The sequence below is a fragment of the Variovorax sp. YR752 genome (assembly GCF_943372545.1).
In genome coordinates this window covers 15163-29613 of sequence record NZ_CALRZC010000089.1, presented here as the reverse complement: position 1 = coordinate 29613, position 14451 = coordinate 15163, and the positions used below count along the sequence as shown (strand labels likewise).

The 14451-nt window shown below is 68.2% G+C and carries 16 protein-coding genes; 9 read left to right on the top strand and 7 right to left on the bottom strand.

Features of this window, described 5'->3' with window-relative positions; genetic code table 11:
- Positions 1-1023 (top strand): anhydro-N-acetylmuramic acid kinase (locus tag AAG801_RS20720; protein WP_341890058.1); only part of this gene is annotated, 1023 nt, incomplete at its 5' end.
- A 47-nt stretch (positions 1024-1070) separates the two neighbouring features.
- Here AAG801_RS20720 and erpA read toward each other — a convergent pair.
- The 5 genes from erpA to rplM all read right to left on the bottom strand — a co-directional run bounded on the left by erpA (position 1071) and on the right by rplM (position 3560).
- Positions 1071-1451, bottom strand: a complete 381-nt coding sequence (gene erpA / locus AAG801_RS20715) for an iron-sulfur cluster insertion protein ErpA (protein WP_341890057.1) — start codon at positions 1449-1451, stop codon at positions 1071-1073.
- 37 nt (positions 1452-1488) lie between these two features.
- The gene (locus AAG801_RS20710) at positions 1489-1881 is read right to left on the bottom strand and encodes a polymer-forming cytoskeletal protein (protein WP_341890056.1); all 393 of its coding nucleotides are present in this window, start codon (positions 1879-1881) and stop codon (positions 1489-1491) included.
- A 41-nt stretch (positions 1882-1922) separates the two neighbouring features.
- Positions 1923-2636 (bottom strand): DUF6776 family protein, encoded by a 714-nt coding sequence (locus AAG801_RS20705; protein WP_341890055.1) that lies wholly within the window; start codon positions 2634-2636, stop codon positions 1923-1925.
- Positions 2637-2729: 93 nt separating this feature from the next.
- Entirely contained in the window at positions 2730-3122 is a 393-nt protein-coding gene (gene rpsI / locus AAG801_RS20700) for a 30S ribosomal protein S9 (RefSeq protein ID WP_341890054.1), read from the bottom strand.
- Between the two features lie 9 nt (positions 3123-3131).
- Complete coding sequence (rplM, locus tag AAG801_RS20695; protein WP_341890053.1) at positions 3132-3560, bottom strand: 50S ribosomal protein L13; 429 nt, start codon at positions 3558-3560, stop codon at positions 3132-3134.
- A 269-nt stretch (positions 3561-3829) separates the two neighbouring features.
- On the opposite strand from rplM, the gene AAG801_RS20690 reads away from it, so the two are divergent.
- The 3 genes from AAG801_RS20690 (at position 3830) to AAG801_RS20680 (ending at position 6563) form a co-directional block, all read left to right on the top strand.
- A complete protein-coding gene (locus AAG801_RS20690) occupies positions 3830-4531 on the top strand; it encodes a GNAT family N-acetyltransferase (protein WP_341890052.1) in 702 nt (233 codons plus the stop codon).
- A 141-nt stretch (positions 4532-4672) separates the two neighbouring features.
- On the top strand, positions 4673-5491 hold the full coding sequence (locus tag AAG801_RS20685; RefSeq protein WP_341890051.1) for a DUF2726 domain-containing protein: 819 nt from the start codon (positions 4673-4675) through the stop codon (positions 5489-5491).
- A gap of 22 nt (positions 5492-5513) precedes the next feature.
- The gene (locus AAG801_RS20680) at positions 5514-6563 is read left to right on the top strand and encodes a serine/threonine protein kinase (RefSeq protein ID WP_341890050.1); all 1050 of its coding nucleotides are present in this window, start codon (positions 5514-5516) and stop codon (positions 6561-6563) included.
- Here the strand turns inward: AAG801_RS20680 and htpG are convergent, their stop codons facing one another.
- Positions 6564-8444 (bottom strand): molecular chaperone HtpG, encoded by a 1881-nt coding sequence (htpG, locus tag AAG801_RS20675; protein WP_341890049.1) that lies wholly within the window; start codon positions 8442-8444, stop codon positions 6564-6566.
- A gap of 189 nt (positions 8445-8633) precedes the next feature.
- Between htpG and AAG801_RS20670 the strand changes: the two genes are divergently transcribed.
- Positions 8634-10250, top strand: coding sequence for an alpha-amylase family glycosyl hydrolase (locus AAG801_RS20670; RefSeq protein ID WP_341890048.1), 1617 nt, complete (start codon positions 8634-8636; stop codon positions 10248-10250).
- Positions 10251-10260: 10 nt separating this feature from the next.
- On the opposite strand, the gene AAG801_RS20665 is transcribed toward AAG801_RS20670, so the two are convergent.
- A complete protein-coding gene (locus AAG801_RS20665; RefSeq protein WP_341890047.1) occupies positions 10261-10683 on the bottom strand; it encodes a DUF2306 domain-containing protein in 423 nt (140 codons plus the stop codon).
- A 237-nt stretch (positions 10684-10920) separates the two neighbouring features.
- On the opposite strand from AAG801_RS20665, the gene AAG801_RS20660 reads away from it, so the two are divergent.
- Genes AAG801_RS20660 through AAG801_RS20645 form a run of 4 tightly spaced genes read left to right on the top strand, consistent with a single transcriptional unit; the run spans position 10921 to position 14447 of the window.
- Positions 10921-11370, top strand: a complete 450-nt coding sequence (locus tag AAG801_RS20660) for a (2Fe-2S)-binding protein (RefSeq protein WP_341890046.1) — start codon at positions 10921-10923, stop codon at positions 11368-11370.
- 10 nt (positions 11371-11380) lie between these two features.
- On the top strand, positions 11381-13585 hold the full coding sequence (locus AAG801_RS20655) for a molybdopterin cofactor-binding domain-containing protein (RefSeq protein ID WP_341890045.1): 2205 nt from the start codon (positions 11381-11383) through the stop codon (positions 13583-13585).
- Positions 13582-14007, top strand: a complete 426-nt coding sequence (soxX, locus tag AAG801_RS20650; protein ID WP_341890044.1) for a sulfur oxidation c-type cytochrome SoxX — start codon at positions 13582-13584, stop codon at positions 14005-14007. The genes AAG801_RS20655 and soxX overlap by 4 nt, the downstream gene beginning before the upstream one ends.
- The gene (locus AAG801_RS20645) at positions 14004-14447 is read left to right on the top strand and encodes a SoxY-related AACIE arm protein (RefSeq protein WP_341890043.1); all 444 of its coding nucleotides are present in this window, start codon (positions 14004-14006) and stop codon (positions 14445-14447) included. The genes soxX and AAG801_RS20645 overlap by 4 nt, the downstream gene beginning before the upstream one ends.
- Positions 14448-14451: the final 4 nt, after the last annotated feature.

The following is a 14451-nucleotide window of genomic DNA, read 5'->3' as shown; positions in this document are numbered from 1 at the left end:
ACCGTGCTGGCGCATTGCCACCTCGAGTTCGACCCGACGCTCGCCGGCGAACTGCTGGCATTGAACAGCAGCGGCGCCGATGAAGTGCATCGCTGTGCGCTCGCCGGCAACGCGCTCGCCAGGCGCTACGCCGACGTGACAACGCAGTTGCTCACCACGGCGCGACGCGCCGCGCGAGACGTGCTGGCCATTGGCGCCCCTGGCCAGACGGTGCGCCACCGGCCAGCGGAGTTCGACGGCACCGGCTACACGGTACAGCTCAACAACCCGTCGCTGCTGGCCGAGCTGTGCGGCATCGATGTGGTCGCCGACCTGCGCAGCCGCGACCTCGCCGCTGGTGGCCAGGGGGCACCACTGGTCCCGGCCTTCCATCGTGCGGCGTTCGGCCGGCCGGGTCAGGCGCTCGCGGTGCTCAACCTCGGTGGCATGGCCAACCTCACGCTGCTGGGCAGCGATGGCTCGGTGCTCGGCTTCGATTGCGGCCCCGGCAATGCACTGCTGGATCTGTGGGTACGCCGGCATCGCAACGAATCCTTCGATGCTGGTGGCGCCTGGGCCGCCAGCGGCTGCCTCCATCCGGCGTTGCTTGCGTCGATGCAGGCCGAGCCCTACTTTGCACTGACCCCGCCGAAGAGCACAGGCCGCGACCTGTTCCATGCCGAGTGGCTGGATCTGCACCTCGCGGCCACGGGGGGCATCTCAGCGGCCGACGTGCAGGCCACCCTGGCCGAGTTGACCGCCTGGGCCGCGGCAAGCGAAATGAGGCGTCATGCAGCGCAGACGGGCGAGCTGCTCGTCTGCGGCGGCGGCGCCTTCAACGCCCATCTGATGGGGCGCCTGGCCTGGCTGCTGCCTGGTGTGCAGGTGCGTTCGAGCGCCACGCGCGGGCTGCCGCCCGATCAGGTCGAAGCCTGCGCCTTCGCATGGCTCGCGCGCTCGTTTGTGCGCCGCGAGCCCGGCAACCTGCCCTCGGTCACCGGTGCACGCGGTGCCCGTGTGATGGGTTGCCTGTACCCGGCCTGAAATGACAAAAGCCGCCCGAAGGCGGCCCTGGATCAGAGCGCGAAGACTCAGGCCGAGAAGCTCGACCCGCAACCGCAGGTGGTCGTCGCGTTCGGGTTCTTGATCACGAACTGGGCGCCTTGCAGATCGTCCTTGTAGTCGATCTCGGCGCCGACCAGGTACTGCAGGCTCATCGCGTCGATCAGCAAGGTGACGCCGTTCTTCGACATCTGCGTGTCGTCATCGTTGACGACCTCGTCGAAGGTGAAACCGTACTGGAAGCCCGAACAGCCGCCGCCCTGCACGAACACGCGCAGCTTCAGGTCGGGATTGCCTTCTTCCTCGACAAGTTCCTTGACCTTGCCGGCGGCACTGTCGGTGAAGATGATCGGCGCCGGCGGCTCGTCCACCGCGCTCTGGGTCTGGATGTTGTCGGCCACTGCGCTCATCGATTGCTCCTCCGGCACCTTGCCGTCGCGGCCATTGTCACAGATTGGCGGCAGCCAGCTTCAAGGATGGTTTTTCGTCGGCCTTCAATGGCCGGAGCTCGCCGTCGATGGTGGCGCCCTGGTGCATCTCGAGCACCTCGTAACGCACGTCACCGGTGATCTGCGCCTTCGGCTGCAGTTCGAGCAGGCTGCTCGAGTGGATGGGCCCAACCACCGTCCCGTTGATGATCACGTGGCCGGCAATCACCTTGCCCGTGACACGGGCCTTCTCGCTGATCACCAGGATGCTGTAACCGTCGCCGTCGGAGATCACGTCACCGACGACTTCGCCGTCGATGCGCAGACCATCAGCGAATCGAAGCTCACCGCTGATGACCGTGCCCTCGCCGATCAGCGTGCGAATCGGTGGTTGCTTCTGCTTTCCGAACATGTGAATCCCTCCGGGCTCGCGACGTGATGCGCCACATACGCTCACATCTGGACTGCGTGAGTCGCAAGAACCGCGCCGCGACCGTCTGTGACCTTTACTGTCACCGTCTTGACCACTGCCTGCGGCGGGTGGTCGATCACCCCCTCGATCCGCCGGTACTGTCGCACCTGCAGCGGCTGCGCGCCACCGGGCTGGGCCTGAGTCCAGGCCTTCCCTTCGAGCGTGCCGGCCAGCGTCACCTCGTAGCGGCCGGAGAACTCGGCCCGTGCCTTGCCGGGTTGCATCAACAGCAACTGATAGCGCAACTGCCCGGGAACCACGGCCTCGGCCTGCAGCCCGCGAATGCTCAGCGAGGCTTCGCCGGCCGCTGATGGCAGCAGGCGCTCGAAGAATCCGAGATCGTTCTTGAGCGCCAGGTTCTCAGCCTCGGACTGCTTGAGCTGCTGGGCGAGGCGCTCCTGCGCCGTGCGCTCCGTCTTCAGCAAGCTGTCGGCCGTGTTGGCGATCGACAGGGCCTTCTCCCGCTCCTCGCGCAGCTGCAGGACCTCCACACGCAGGCGCGCCAGTTCCTCCCGCGCCGAGCTGTCGACGCCCGCAAGGCCCTTGCCGGTCTCGAAGGCCCACATTGCGAGTGCGGCGGAGAAGCCGAGTGCGAGTGCGGCCACCGCCCAGCGCAGTGGCCAAGGCAGGTGGCTGCGCACGATCATGCGCGGCGCACTGACCGAGAGTCGGCGTCGAAACAGTTTCCAACGCATGGCGTCTGCTCGTATCGGTTGGTAAGTCGGCGCCGCAAACGAAAGAGGCCGCACAGCGGCGGCCTCGATCGAGGTGCGGTGCGGGAGGCGACCTCAGCGCTTGCTGAACTGCTTCCGGCGGCGGGCGCCGTGCAGACCGACCTTCTTGCGCTCGACTTCGCGCGCGTCACGCGTCACGAAGCCGGCACGGCTCAGTTCGGGCTTGAGCGCCGCGTCGTAGTCAATCAGCGCGCGGGTGATGCCATGACGCACCGCACCGGCCTGGCCGGACTCGCCGCCGCCGTGCACGTTCACCTTGACGTCGAAGGCGACATCGTTGGCGGTCAGCACCAGCGGCTGCTTGACGACCATGATCGAGGTCTGGCGGCCGAAGTACTGCTCGACCGGACGACCATTGACCGTGATCTGGCCGGTGCCCTTCTTCATGAAGACACGAGCGACCGACGATTTGCGGCGGCCGGTGCCGTAGTTCCAATTACCGATCATCACCGCTCCTTAGATTTCCAGCGCCTTGGGCTGCTGGGCGGTGTGCGGATGCGTGGCACCGGCATACACCTTCAGCTTCTTCACCATCGCGTAGCCGAGAGGGCCCTTGGGGAGCATGCCCTTGACCGCCTTCTCGAGCGCGCGCCCGGGATGCTTGGCCTGCATGTCCTTGAACTTGGTGCCGTAGATACCACCCGGGAAGCCCGAGTGGCGGTAGTACACCTTGTCGTTGGCCTTGTTGCCGGTCACCCGGATCTTGTCGGCGTTGACGACGACGATGAAATCGCCGGTATCGACGTGAGGCGTGTAAATGGCCTTGTGCTTGCCGCGCAGGCGGAGGGCGACTTCACTGGCCACCCGTCCGAGGACCTTGTCGGTCGCGTCAATCACAAACCACTCATGCGTCACATCAGCCGGCTTGGCGCTGAAGGTTTTCATGATCAGTGGAAGTTTCTGGTAAAGACCCGGTGCCCCGAAGGGCCGTGTCCGGCGAGGCTCCGCTTCTGTTCGCGGCGGACTCTCGACGACACTGCGTGCCGGCTGGCAAGCCATTCCCACAGGGCCGATTGCGGGAAAGCCCGCGATTCTAGCAGCACACTGCCCTCCCGAATGCGCCATCAGGCCGGAGTTGCCAGGTACCTTGGGCTGCAGCCCCTAGGCGCATCGGATAGACTAGGGTTAACCCTAGAGCTTCAAGGAGGCCTTACATGGCCCTTCACGACGAATCCCGGCTACCAGCCGGCGCACCCGTCGCCAACGACCCGGCAGCCCGCTGGGCCTGGGTACCGATCCGTTCGCTCGGCCCGCGGCACCGTGACCGCATCTCGGCCCATCTGATCAGTCTCGACGAGAGTGATCGCTACCTGCGGTTCGGCTACCCAGCCACCGACACGCAGATCTGCAAGTACGTCGACATGCTCGACTTCGATCAGGACGAGGTCTTCGGCATCTTCAACCGCCGTCTCGAACTGATCGCCATGGCGCACCTCGCCCATCCATCGACGCCGGCGGACCCGGCTCGCGGCACGATGGCGGAATTCGGCGTCTCGGTGATGCGCAAGGCGCGCGGACGCGGCTTCGGCGCGCGGCTGTTCGAACATGCGGTGTTGCATGCCCGCAACCGCGGCGTGCAGATGTTGTTCATCCATGCGCTGAGCGAAAACACCGCCATGCTGAAGATCGCCCGCAACGCCGGCGCGACGGTCGAGCGCGACGGCCCCGAATCGGACGCCTGGCTGCGCCTGCCACCCGACACCTTCGTCTCGCATGTCGAGGAGATGATGGGCGAACAGGCCGCCGAGTTCGACTACCAGATCAAGCGACACGCCAGTCACGTACAGCAGATTCTCGACGCCATCTCCGAAGTCAAGGCTCACATTTCCAAGTCCCACCACATCGCGGGCGAGTAGGCGGCCCACTGCGTCGCGGCAGACGAGAGCCCTGAGGTCGGGGATGATCACGAGGGGTGCGAAACCGTAACATCCGGTACATTGAGCACTCGCGATCGACCTGCAGCGTCAGGTTCGTGAACCGCCGAACCGGACCTCGACATGCCGACCTCGCCCCTCATCGTTGCGCTGGCCGCCCTTGCGGGTGCGGTGGCAGCCTCCGTGTTGTGGCTGTGGTGGGCACGCCGCCCCGCCAAGGCCGCGCCGTTGCCCACGGACTGGTCTCTGACGGCGCGGCCGGTGTTCTCCACCGACGAGCGGCGTGTCTACCGGCTGTTGCGCGAAGCCCTGCCCCACCACATCGTGCTGTCGAAGCTGCCACTGGTGCGCTTCAGCCAGCCCGTCGATCCATCGCGCGTTCGCTTCTGGTACGACCTGCTTGGCGGCGTTCACGTGACCTTCGCGGTCTGCAGCGCGAACGGCCGGGTGCTCGCCGCCATCGACCTCGACAACGATCGCGGCAACTCGCGCCGCGTGCTGCAGATCAAGCAGGCCGTGCTCGGCGCCTGCCGGGTTCGCTACCTGCGCTGCCCGGTGGAGAACCTGCCATCGGTGGCTGAACTGCAGTTGCTCGTTCCGCAGGCTGGCGCCAACGCGCGCGGCCCGCAGGCTGCGGTGACGCCGCCACACATGCTTCACCAGGCCCGCGACACCCTCGCCAGCACGGTCGCCAACCGGCGCGCCGAGCGCACCGCGCTGTGGCAGGACTCTTCCCTGTTCCAGGATTCGTTCTTTGCCCCGGACACGCGCACCGATGGTTCCGGCCAGAGCGAGTTCGGCAGCCTGGGTTTGCCGGGTTCCTCGCGTACCCGGCCGGGTGAGCTCGACAGCGGCCATGCCGAGTTCGGCGGTACATCCCGCGACGAAATCGGCGGCGTGGTCGTCGACTCGCCGCGCTACTCGGCCAACCCGAGCCGCTGAGAGGGCCGCGTAGGATGCGGGCATGAACCCGCACCGCGACCCGACGGATACACCCTATGCCGGGCTCGACCCGGAGGTCGTGCTCGACGCACTGGACGCCGTGGGCCTGCGCGGCGACGGCCGGCTGATCCAGTTGAACTCCTACGAGAACCGCGTATTCCAGGTCTTCCTGGAGGACGGCCGCGTGGTCGTCGCCAAGTTCTACCGGCCGGGCCGCTGGCGCGATGCGCAGATCCTCGAGGAACATACCTTCGCTGCCGAACTGGAAGCTCGCGAAGTGCCACTGGCCGCACCATGGCCGCTGACGCTGGACAAGCGCTCGCTGCACGCCACACGGCTGAAGATCATTGCGTCCACGCTGGCTTCGTTCGACAGCGCGGACGGCCCCTATCGATTTGCGGTCACCGAACGCAAGGCCGGCCGGGCGCCGGAGGTCGAGGACCCCGAGGTGCTGGAGTGGATCGGCCGCTTCATCGGGCGCCTGCACGCAGTGGGCGTCACTGGCCGCTTCGAACACCGGATCAGCCTGACGCCGGCGAGCCTCGGCACCGAACCGCGCGACTGGCTGATCGCCAACGACATACCCCCACCCGATGCCTTGCCGGCCTGGCGCGCGATGGTCGATGCTGCACTGGAGCGTGTGCAGACTGCGTTCGCGGCCGCCGCGCCGATCCGCACGCTGCGCCTGCACGGCGACTGCCACCTCGGCAACATCCTGTGGACCGCCGCCGGGCCGCACTTCGTCGACCTCGACGACGCCCTCACCGGGCCGGCCGTGCAGGATCTGTGGATGCTGCTGTCAGGCAACCGCGCCGAGCGCGGCAAGCAGCTCGGCGCGGTGCTCGACGGCTACGAGCAGTTCATGGACTTTGATCGCCGCGAACTGGCGCTGATCGAGCCCTTGCGCACGCTGCGCATGATCCACCACAGCGCCTGGATCGCGCGGCGCTGGAAGGACCCGGCCTTCCCGATCGCCTTCCCCTGGTTCGAGAGCCCGGCCTACTGGACCGAGCAGGCCACGCGCCTGCGCGACCAGCTCGAGGCCATGGACGAGGCGCCGCTGGCCGCCTGATCAGCCGACCAGCAGCGCGTTGACGCGCCGCACGTAGGCACCCGGGTCCTCCAGCGTGCCGCCCTCAGCGAGCAGCGCCTGATCGAAGAGGATGTGCGCCAGGTCGTCGAAGCTCGCGCTGGCGTCGAGCCGCTTCACCAGCGCATGCTCGGCGTTCACTTCGAGGATGGGCAGGCCCTTGGGCGCGTCCTGCCCGGCCTGCTTGAGCATGCGCGCGAGGTGACCGCTGATGTCGCCCTCGTCGACCACCAGGCAGGCCGGCGAATCGACCAGGCGAGTGGTCACACGCACGTCCTTGGCGCGGTCCTTGAGCGCCTCCTTCAGGCGCTCGAGCACCGGCTTGAAGGCCTCGGCGGCTTCTTCCGAGCGCTTCTTCTCCTCCTCGTCCTGCAGCTTGCCGAGATCGACCGCTCCCTTGGCCACGCTCTGCAGCGGCTTGCCGTCGAACTCGAACAGGTGCGCGAGCATCCACTCGTCGACGCGGTCGGTCAGCAGCAGCACCTCGATGCCCTTCTTGCGGAAGATCTCGATCTGCGGGCTGCTCTTCGCTGCGGCGAGCGAGTCGGCGGTGATGTAGTAGATCGCCTCCTGGCCTTCCTTCATGCGGCCGACATAGTCCTTCAGGGCCACGCCGTCGTCAGCCTGCGTGGAGGCGAAGCGCAGCAGCCTGGCCACGCGCTCCTGGTTGGCGTGATCCTCGCCGACGCCCTCCTTCAGCACCGCACCGAAGTCCTTCCAGAACTTCGCGTACTTCTCGCGTTCGGCGGCGTCCTCGCTGTCGGCCAGGCTTTCCAGCATCGCCAGCACGCGCTTGGTCGAGCCCTCGCGGATCGCCTTCACGTCGCGGCTTTCCTGCAGCAGCTCGCGGCTGACGTTCAGCGGCAGGTCGGCGCTGTCGATCACGCCCTTGACGAAGCGCAGGTAGACCGGCATCAGCGCCTCGGCGTCGTCCATGATGAAGACGCGCTTGACGTAGAGCTTCACGCCGCCACGCTTGTCGCGGTTCCACAGGTCGAACGGCGCCTTCGCCGGGATGTAGAGCAACTGGGTGTACTCGCTGCGGCCTTCGACGCGGTTGTGCGTATAGGCCAGCGGCGCTTCGGTGTCGTAGCTGATCTGCTTGTAGAACTCGGCGTACTGCTCGGCGGTGACCTCGCTCTTGTTGCGGGTCCACAGCGCCGCGGCCTTGTTGACCGGCGCCCACTCGTCGGTGAGCTTCTGCTGGCCGGCTTCGGCGTCCCACTCCTCCTTGCGCATCAGGATGGGCAGCGAGATGTGGTCCGAGTAGCGGCTGATGATCGAACGCAGCTTCCAGCCGGAGAGGAACTCCTCCTCGCCCTCGCGCAGGTGCAGCGTCACGCTGGTGCCGCGCTGCGGCCTCGTGATGGTCTCGACCTCGAAGTCGCCGCTGCCCTCGCTGCTCCAGCGCACGCCCTCTTCCGGCGCGAGGCCGGCGCGGCGCGATTCGACGGTGATGCGGTCGGCCACGATGAAGCCGCTGTAGAAGCCGACGCCGAACTGGCCGATCAGCTGGGCATCCTTCTTCTTGTCGCCTTCGAGCGCGGCCATGAACTCGCGCGTACCGCTCTTGGCGATGGTGCCCAGGTTGGCCACCGCCTCGGGCTCGGACAGGCCGATGCCGTTGTCGGTGATGGTGATCGTCTTCGCCTCGGCATCGAACGCGACGCGCACCTCGAGGTTGGGCGCGTCCTCGAACAGTCCGGGCCGGTCGAGCGCCTCGAAGCGCAGCTTGTCGCAGGCGTCAGAGGCATTGGAGACCAGCTCGCGCAGGAAGATCTCCTTGTTGGAGTAGAGCGAATGGGTGACGAGGTGCAGGATCTGCTTGACCTCGGCCTGGAAGGAAAGAGTCTGTTTGCTCATGGTCGTGGAAGTGCGAAGCCCGCCGGTTCAACCGCCGGCGCGAGGATTGTGGGGGCTGGCGGCGAGGTTTCAAGCACCCGGCCGCACGCGCTGCTTGACCTGGGACTTTCCCGCGATCTGCGCCGCAGGCGCCATGTAGTCACCGTACTACGAACACGATCGAACCGTGCAGGGCTAGAGTCGCCGCCCATGCATGCCCTGCCCCGAAAGCTCCTCGCCCTGGCCGCCCTGGCCGCCCTGGTCGCTCTTGCTGGCTGCGGTGGCGGGGGCGGCGGCTCGTCGGGGCCGCTGCCGGATGTCGACACGACGCCGGTGGTCGCCCGCGACCCCGGCAGCGCGCTGGCCGCCGACTGGCGCCAGGGTGTCTTCGTCGAGATCTTCGTGCGCGGCTACCAGGACAGCGACGGCGACGGCATCGGCGACCTGCGCGGGCTGACCGAGCGCCTGGACTACCTGCAGGATCTCGGCGTCACCGGCCTGTGGCTGATGCCGGTGACGCGCAGCCAGGATGGCGACCACGGCTACGCAGTCACGGACTATCGCCGCATCGAGAGCGACTACGGCAGCCTGGCGGACATGGACACGCTGCTGCGCGAGGCCCACGCGCGCGGCATCGGCGTCGTGATCGACTACGTGATGAATCACAGCGCGGCCGACCACCCCGCCTTCGCCAACGCCGCCAGCAGCGCCTCCAACGACTTCCGCGACTGGTACATCTTCGAGTCCAACCAGCCCGGGGGCTGGAGCGTCTACGGCGGCAACCCCTGGCGCGACGGCAGCAGCGGCTGGTACTACGCGCCGTTCTGGGACCAGATGCCCGACTTCAACCTGCGCAACGCATCGGTCGTCGAGTGGCACCACGACAACCTGCGCTTCTGGCTGAACCGCGGCGTCGACGGCTTCCGCTTCGACGCGGTGGGCAACCTGGTCGAGAACGGTGCCGCGGCGTGGGAGAACCAGCCGGAGAACTTCACGCTGATGAACGGCGTGCGGCAACTGGTCGGCAGCTACCAGCAACGCTTCATGGTCTGCGAGGGACCGTCGCGCCCGCTCGAGTTCGCCACCGCCTGCGGCAGCGCCTTCGCGTTCGGGCATCAGACGAACCTGATCGACGCCGCGCGTGGCAGTGCCGCAGCGATTGCCGCAGTCGCCGACCACCTTGCCACTGCACCGGCCGGCATGTCGACCATGCTGTCCAACCACGACAGCTTCGCCGGCCAGCGCCTGTGGGACCAGCTCGGTGGCAACCAGGCGCAGTACCGCCTCGCCGCTGCCACCTACCTGCTGCAACCCGGCACGCCCTTCATCTACTACGGTGAGGAGATCGGCATGGCCGGCGCCGCCAACCTGAGCGGCGACCCGAAGCTGCGCACGCCGATGAGCTGGACCGGCGATGCGACCCGCGCCGGCTTCACCACCGGCGCGCCGTTCCGTGCGCTGTCGGCCAACGCGGCCACGAACAACGTGGAAGCGCAGCTGGCCGACCCGAACTCGCTGCTCCACTGGTACAAGGCGCTGATCGCGCTGCGCCGCGCCCATCCGGCGCTGACGCTCGGCACGCATGCCGGCGCCACCGCCAGCGGCAGCACGTTGAGCTTCCAGCGCGTGCAGGGCAACCAGCGCGCGGTGGTGATGATCAACTACGGCGCCGGCGGCGCGACGATCAGCGCCACCGGCCTGCCGGCCGGAGCCACGCTGGTCAACGCCTTCCCGGCCAGCGGGACGAACGCCGTCGCCGACGGCACCGGCACGGCCCGCGTGTCGGTGCCCGCACAGTCGCTGCGCGTGTTCGTCATCGGATCCTGAGGCCCCGCGCTCAGACGAGCCCAAGCGTGTGGTGCCACAGCAGGTCGCCGAGGTAGCGACCGGGCAGCAAGGTGAACACACCGGCGCCGATGCAGGCGCCCAGGTAGACCCGTTGCATGGTCTTGCGGTGGACCTCCACCTGGCGATGGGCGATCGCCACGATGGCAACGATCACGCCGACCAGCGTCACCACGCCGAGCAGGTGGATGGGCGAGAAGCCGTGCAGCTGAAACTTGCCGGCGCTGCGCATGAAGAAGGCCGACAGCGCCGTGCCCACCATGACGGTCACCCACGCATAGCCGAGCCCGCGGTGCCCGCGCGAACCCTTGCGGGCCCACAGGGCAGCCGGGCCGAGCAGCACGGCGGCGCTGGCGAACGTGAGGTGGACCAGAACGAGGGGGGAGAGACTGGCGAGGCTGGCGTCGTGGACCATGATGTGCTCCGCGGTGAGGAAGGTTGCGATGGGGGCATCGTGCCGACCGCCACGCCGCCGTGCGAGCGAGCTGCGACGAAACGAACCGGTGCGGCGCGAAACGTCGGCCGCGCAACGCCAGCCGCTTGTCAAGTTGCACCGCGATAGCCCGACTCGCCGCCGCGGTTTCGCCGCCGGCGTGGCCACGCCGCGCTGGCGGTGTTAGCGTCCGGCGCGCACACCGACTGGAGGAACCCGATGGCGAAGCTGAATGTCAACGGCACGCTGCAAGAGGTCGATGCCGAACCCGACACGCCCCTGCTGTGGGTGCTGCGCGAGCAGCTCGGCCTGACCGGCACCAAGTACGGCTGCGGCATCGCGCAGTGCGGTGCCTGCACGGTGCACATCGACGGCGTGGCGACGCGCTCCTGCGTGCGGCCGTTGTCCAGCATCGGCGCGAACGAGAAGATCGTCACCATCGAGGGCCTGTCGCCCAACGGCTCGCACCCGGTGCAGAAGGCCTGGGCACAGCTCGACGTGCCGCAGTGCGGCTTCTGCCAGTGCGGCATGGTGATGGCCGCCGCCGCACTGCTGAGGGAGAAGCCGAAGCCCACCGATGCCGACATCGATGCCGCGATGACCAACATCTGCCGCTGCGGCACCTACAACCGTGTGCGCGCCGCGATCAAGATCGCCGCGCAGGGCTGAGGAGGCGATCATGACGACGACACAAGTCAGCCGCCGCGGCTTCCTCGGCGGCTCGGCCGCGACCGCCGGTGCGCTGGTGGTCGGCTTCCACGTGCCCTTCATCCCCGGCCAGAGCCACGCGCAGGCGCCGCTGGCGGCCTCGCCCGAAGTCAACGCATGGGTGGTGATCAAGCCGGACGACACGGTGGTGATCCGCATCGCCCGCTCGGAGATGGGCCAGGGCTCGCTGACTGGCCTGGCGCAGCTCGTCGCCGAGGAGCTGGAGTGCGACTGGGCCAAGGTCACCACCGAGTACCCGACGCCGGGCCAGAACCTGGCGCGCAACCGGGTCTGGGGCAACTTCTCCACCGGCGGCAGCCGCGGCATCCGCGAGTCGCACGACTACGTGCGCAAGGGCGGCGCGGTCGCGCGCACGATGCTCGTGCAGGCGGCGGCCGACCAGTGGAAGGTGCCGGCCGCGGAGTGCACGGCGGCAGCCAGCGTCATCACCCACACGCCTTCGGGCCGCAAGACGAGCTATGGCAAGGTGGCCGCCGCTGCCGCCAAGCTCACGCCGCCCGCCGAGGTGAAGCTGAAGGACCCGAAGGACTGGAAGATCGCCGGCAAGCCGGTCAAGCGCCTGGACACCGTCGAGAAGCTCACCGGCGCGCAGGTCTACGGCATGGACCTGAAGCTGCCCGGCCTGCTCAACGCCGCGATCAAGGACTGCCCGGTGTTCGGCGGCAAGGTGAAAAGCTTCGATGCCACGGCCATCGCCAAGCGGCCCGGCGTGAAGAAGGTGGTGCGCGTCGGCGACAGCGCGGTGGCGGTGATCGCCGACACCTGGTGGCACGCCAAGACCGCGCTCGACGCGTTGCCCATCGAGTGGGACGAAGGGCCGAACGCGACGCTGAGCAGCGCCGACTTCGCGGCCGTCATGAAGGCCGGGCTCGATGCGAACGACGCCGTGGTCGGCAACAGCGTCGGTGACGCGAAGGCGGCACTGGTCTCGGCGGCGCGGCGCATCGAGGCGGTGTACGCCTACCCGCACCAGAACCACGCGACGATGGAGACGATGAACGCGACGGCGAAGATCACGCTGTCCGCGGCAGGCACGCCCGAGCGCTGCGAGGTCTGGACACCGACACAGAACGGCGAGGCGGCACTCGCCGCCGCGGCCGAGGCCTCCGGCCTCAAGCCGGCGCAGTGCGAGGTCTACAAGCTGCACCTCGGCGGCGGTTTCGGCCGGCGCGGCGCGGTGCATGACTGGGTGCGCCAGGCGGTGGCCATCGCCAGGGAAATGCCGGGTACGCCCGTCAAGCTGATCTGGTCGCGCGAGGAAGACATGCTGCACGGCCGCTACCACCCGGTGACGATGTGCAAGCTGACCGCCGGGCTCGATGCGCAAGGCAACCTCAACGCGCTGCACATGCGCATCTCGGGCCAGTCGATCCTCGCAGGGATCTTTCCGCAGAACATCAAGGACGGCAAGGATCCGGTCGTCTTCCAGGGCCTCAACGCCGCCGGGCCCGAGGCCTCGATCGGCTACAGCGTGCCGAACCTGCTGATCGACCACGCGATGCGCAACCCGCACGTGCCGCCGGGCTTCTGGCGTGGCGTGAACCTGAATCAGAACGCGATCTACCTCGAGTGCTTCCTCGACGAGGTGGCCTTCGCGACCAAGCAGGATCCGCTGGCGCTGCGCCGCAAGCTGATGGCCAGCCACCCCAAGCACCTGGCCGTGCTCAACGCGGTGGCCGAGCGCATCGGCTGGGACAAGCCGGCCGCGCCCGGCGTGTTGCGCGGCCTGGCGCAGACCATGGGCTTCGGCAGCTACGTGGCGGCCTGTGCCGAGGTGTCGGTGAATGCCGATGGCAAGCTGAAGATCCACCGCATCGTTGCGGCGACCGACTGCGGCCACGCGGTCAATCCGCAGCAGATCGCGGCGCAGGTCGAAGGCTCCTTCGTCTACGGCCTGTCGGCGGCCCTGTACGGCGAGTGCACGGTGAAGAACGGCCGCATCGAGCAGGCGAACTTCGACACCTACCCGGTGATGAAGCTCGACGAGATGCCCCCGGTCGAGACCATCGTGATGCCCAGCGGCGGGTTCTGGGGCGGGGTCGGCGAGCCGACCATCGCGGTGGCGGCGCCGGCGGTGCTCAACGCGGTGTTCGCCGCCACCGGCAAGCGCATCCGCGAGCTGCCGCTGAAGCACCACAGCCTGAAGAAGGCGTGAGGATCCTGATGGCGCTGGCCTGGGCCACGGCGGCCGCCTCGGCTGCCGCGCAGCCGGTGTGGGTGGGCGACACCATCCCCACCCCGCTGACGGCACAGCCCGGCGATCCGGCACGCGGACGCGCGATCGTGGCCAGCCGGCAGCAGGGCCTGTGCCTGCTCTGTCACGCGGCGCCGATCGCCGAGGAACGCTTCCAGGGCAACCTCGCGCCCTCACTGGCCGGCGCTGGTTCGCGCTGGAGTGCTGCACAACTGCGTGCGCGCATCGTCGATGCTCGCCGCCTCAACCCGCAGACCACCATGCCGCCCTTCCACGCCGGCGACGGGCTGCAGCGTGTCGCCACGGCATGGAAGAGCCGACCGGCGCTCGATGCGCAGCAGGTCGAGGATGTGGTCGCCTATCTGGCTGGCCTGCGCGAATGAAACACGGCCTGCCCCGGCGCGAACTGCTGCTCGCCGGACTCGGCCTCACGCTGAGCTGGCGCGCGATCGCCACGCCGGCAGCGATGGAGGCGGAGATCCGCGCCTTCACCGGCGGCGCCGCCTGGCGCGAGGGCAAGCTCGACTTCGAGATCGCGCCGCTGGTCGAGAACGGCAACACGGTGCCGATCACACTGTCGGTCGACAGCCCGATGAGCGCAGCCGACCACGTGCAGGCCATCGCCGTGTTCAACAGCGGCAACCCCCAGCCTCAGGTGGCGGTGTTCCGCTTCGGGCCTCGCGCCGGCAAGGCCATGGTCAACGCCCGCATGCGGCTGGCCACCTCGCAGAAGCTCACTGCGGTGGCACAACTCTCCGACGGCACGTACTGGGCGAAGACGGTCGACGTCGTCGTGACGCTGGCCGCCTGCGTGGAGGGCTGAGCTT

What these genes read in the sequence shown, in the direction of transcription:
- erpA (WP_341890057.1), bottom strand. Translation starts at nt 1,451, where the DNA reads ATGAGCGCAGTGGCCGACAACATCCAGACCCAGAGCGCGGTGGACGAG.
- AAG801_RS20710 (WP_341890056.1), bottom strand. Translation starts at nt 1,881, where the DNA reads ATGTTCGGAAAGCAGAAGCAACCACCGATTCGCACGCTGATCGGCGAG.
- AAG801_RS20705 (WP_341890055.1), bottom strand. Translation starts at nt 2,636, where the DNA reads ATGCGTTGGAAACTGTTTCGACGCCGACTCTCGGTCAGTGCGCCGCGC.
- rpsI (WP_341890054.1), bottom strand. Translation starts at nt 3,122, where the DNA reads ATGATCGGTAATTGGAACTACGGCACCGGCCGCCGCAAATCGTCGGTC.
- rplM (WP_341890053.1), bottom strand. Translation starts at nt 3,560, where the DNA reads ATGAAAACCTTCAGCGCCAAGCCGGCTGATGTGACGCATGAGTGGTTT.
- AAG801_RS20690 (WP_341890052.1), top strand. Translation starts at nt 3,830, where the DNA reads ATGGCCCTTCACGACGAATCCCGGCTACCAGCCGGCGCACCCGTCGCC.
- AAG801_RS20685 (WP_341890051.1), top strand. Translation starts at nt 4,673, where the DNA reads ATGCCGACCTCGCCCCTCATCGTTGCGCTGGCCGCCCTTGCGGGTGCG.
- AAG801_RS20680 (WP_341890050.1), top strand. Translation starts at nt 5,514, where the DNA reads ATGAACCCGCACCGCGACCCGACGGATACACCCTATGCCGGGCTCGAC.
- htpG (WP_341890049.1), bottom strand. Translation starts at nt 8,444, where the DNA reads ATGAGCAAACAGACTCTTTCCTTCCAGGCCGAGGTCAAGCAGATCCTG.
- AAG801_RS20670 (WP_341890048.1), top strand. Translation starts at nt 8,634, where the DNA reads ATGCATGCCCTGCCCCGAAAGCTCCTCGCCCTGGCCGCCCTGGCCGCC.
- AAG801_RS20665 (WP_341890047.1), bottom strand. Translation starts at nt 10,683, where the DNA reads ATGGTCCACGACGCCAGCCTCGCCAGTCTCTCCCCCCTCGTTCTGGTC.
- AAG801_RS20660 (WP_341890046.1), top strand. Translation starts at nt 10,921, where the DNA reads ATGGCGAAGCTGAATGTCAACGGCACGCTGCAAGAGGTCGATGCCGAA.
- AAG801_RS20655 (WP_341890045.1), top strand. Translation starts at nt 11,381, where the DNA reads ATGACGACGACACAAGTCAGCCGCCGCGGCTTCCTCGGCGGCTCGGCC.
- AAG801_RS20645 (WP_341890043.1), top strand. Translation starts at nt 14,004, where the DNA reads ATGAAACACGGCCTGCCCCGGCGCGAACTGCTGCTCGCCGGACTCGGC.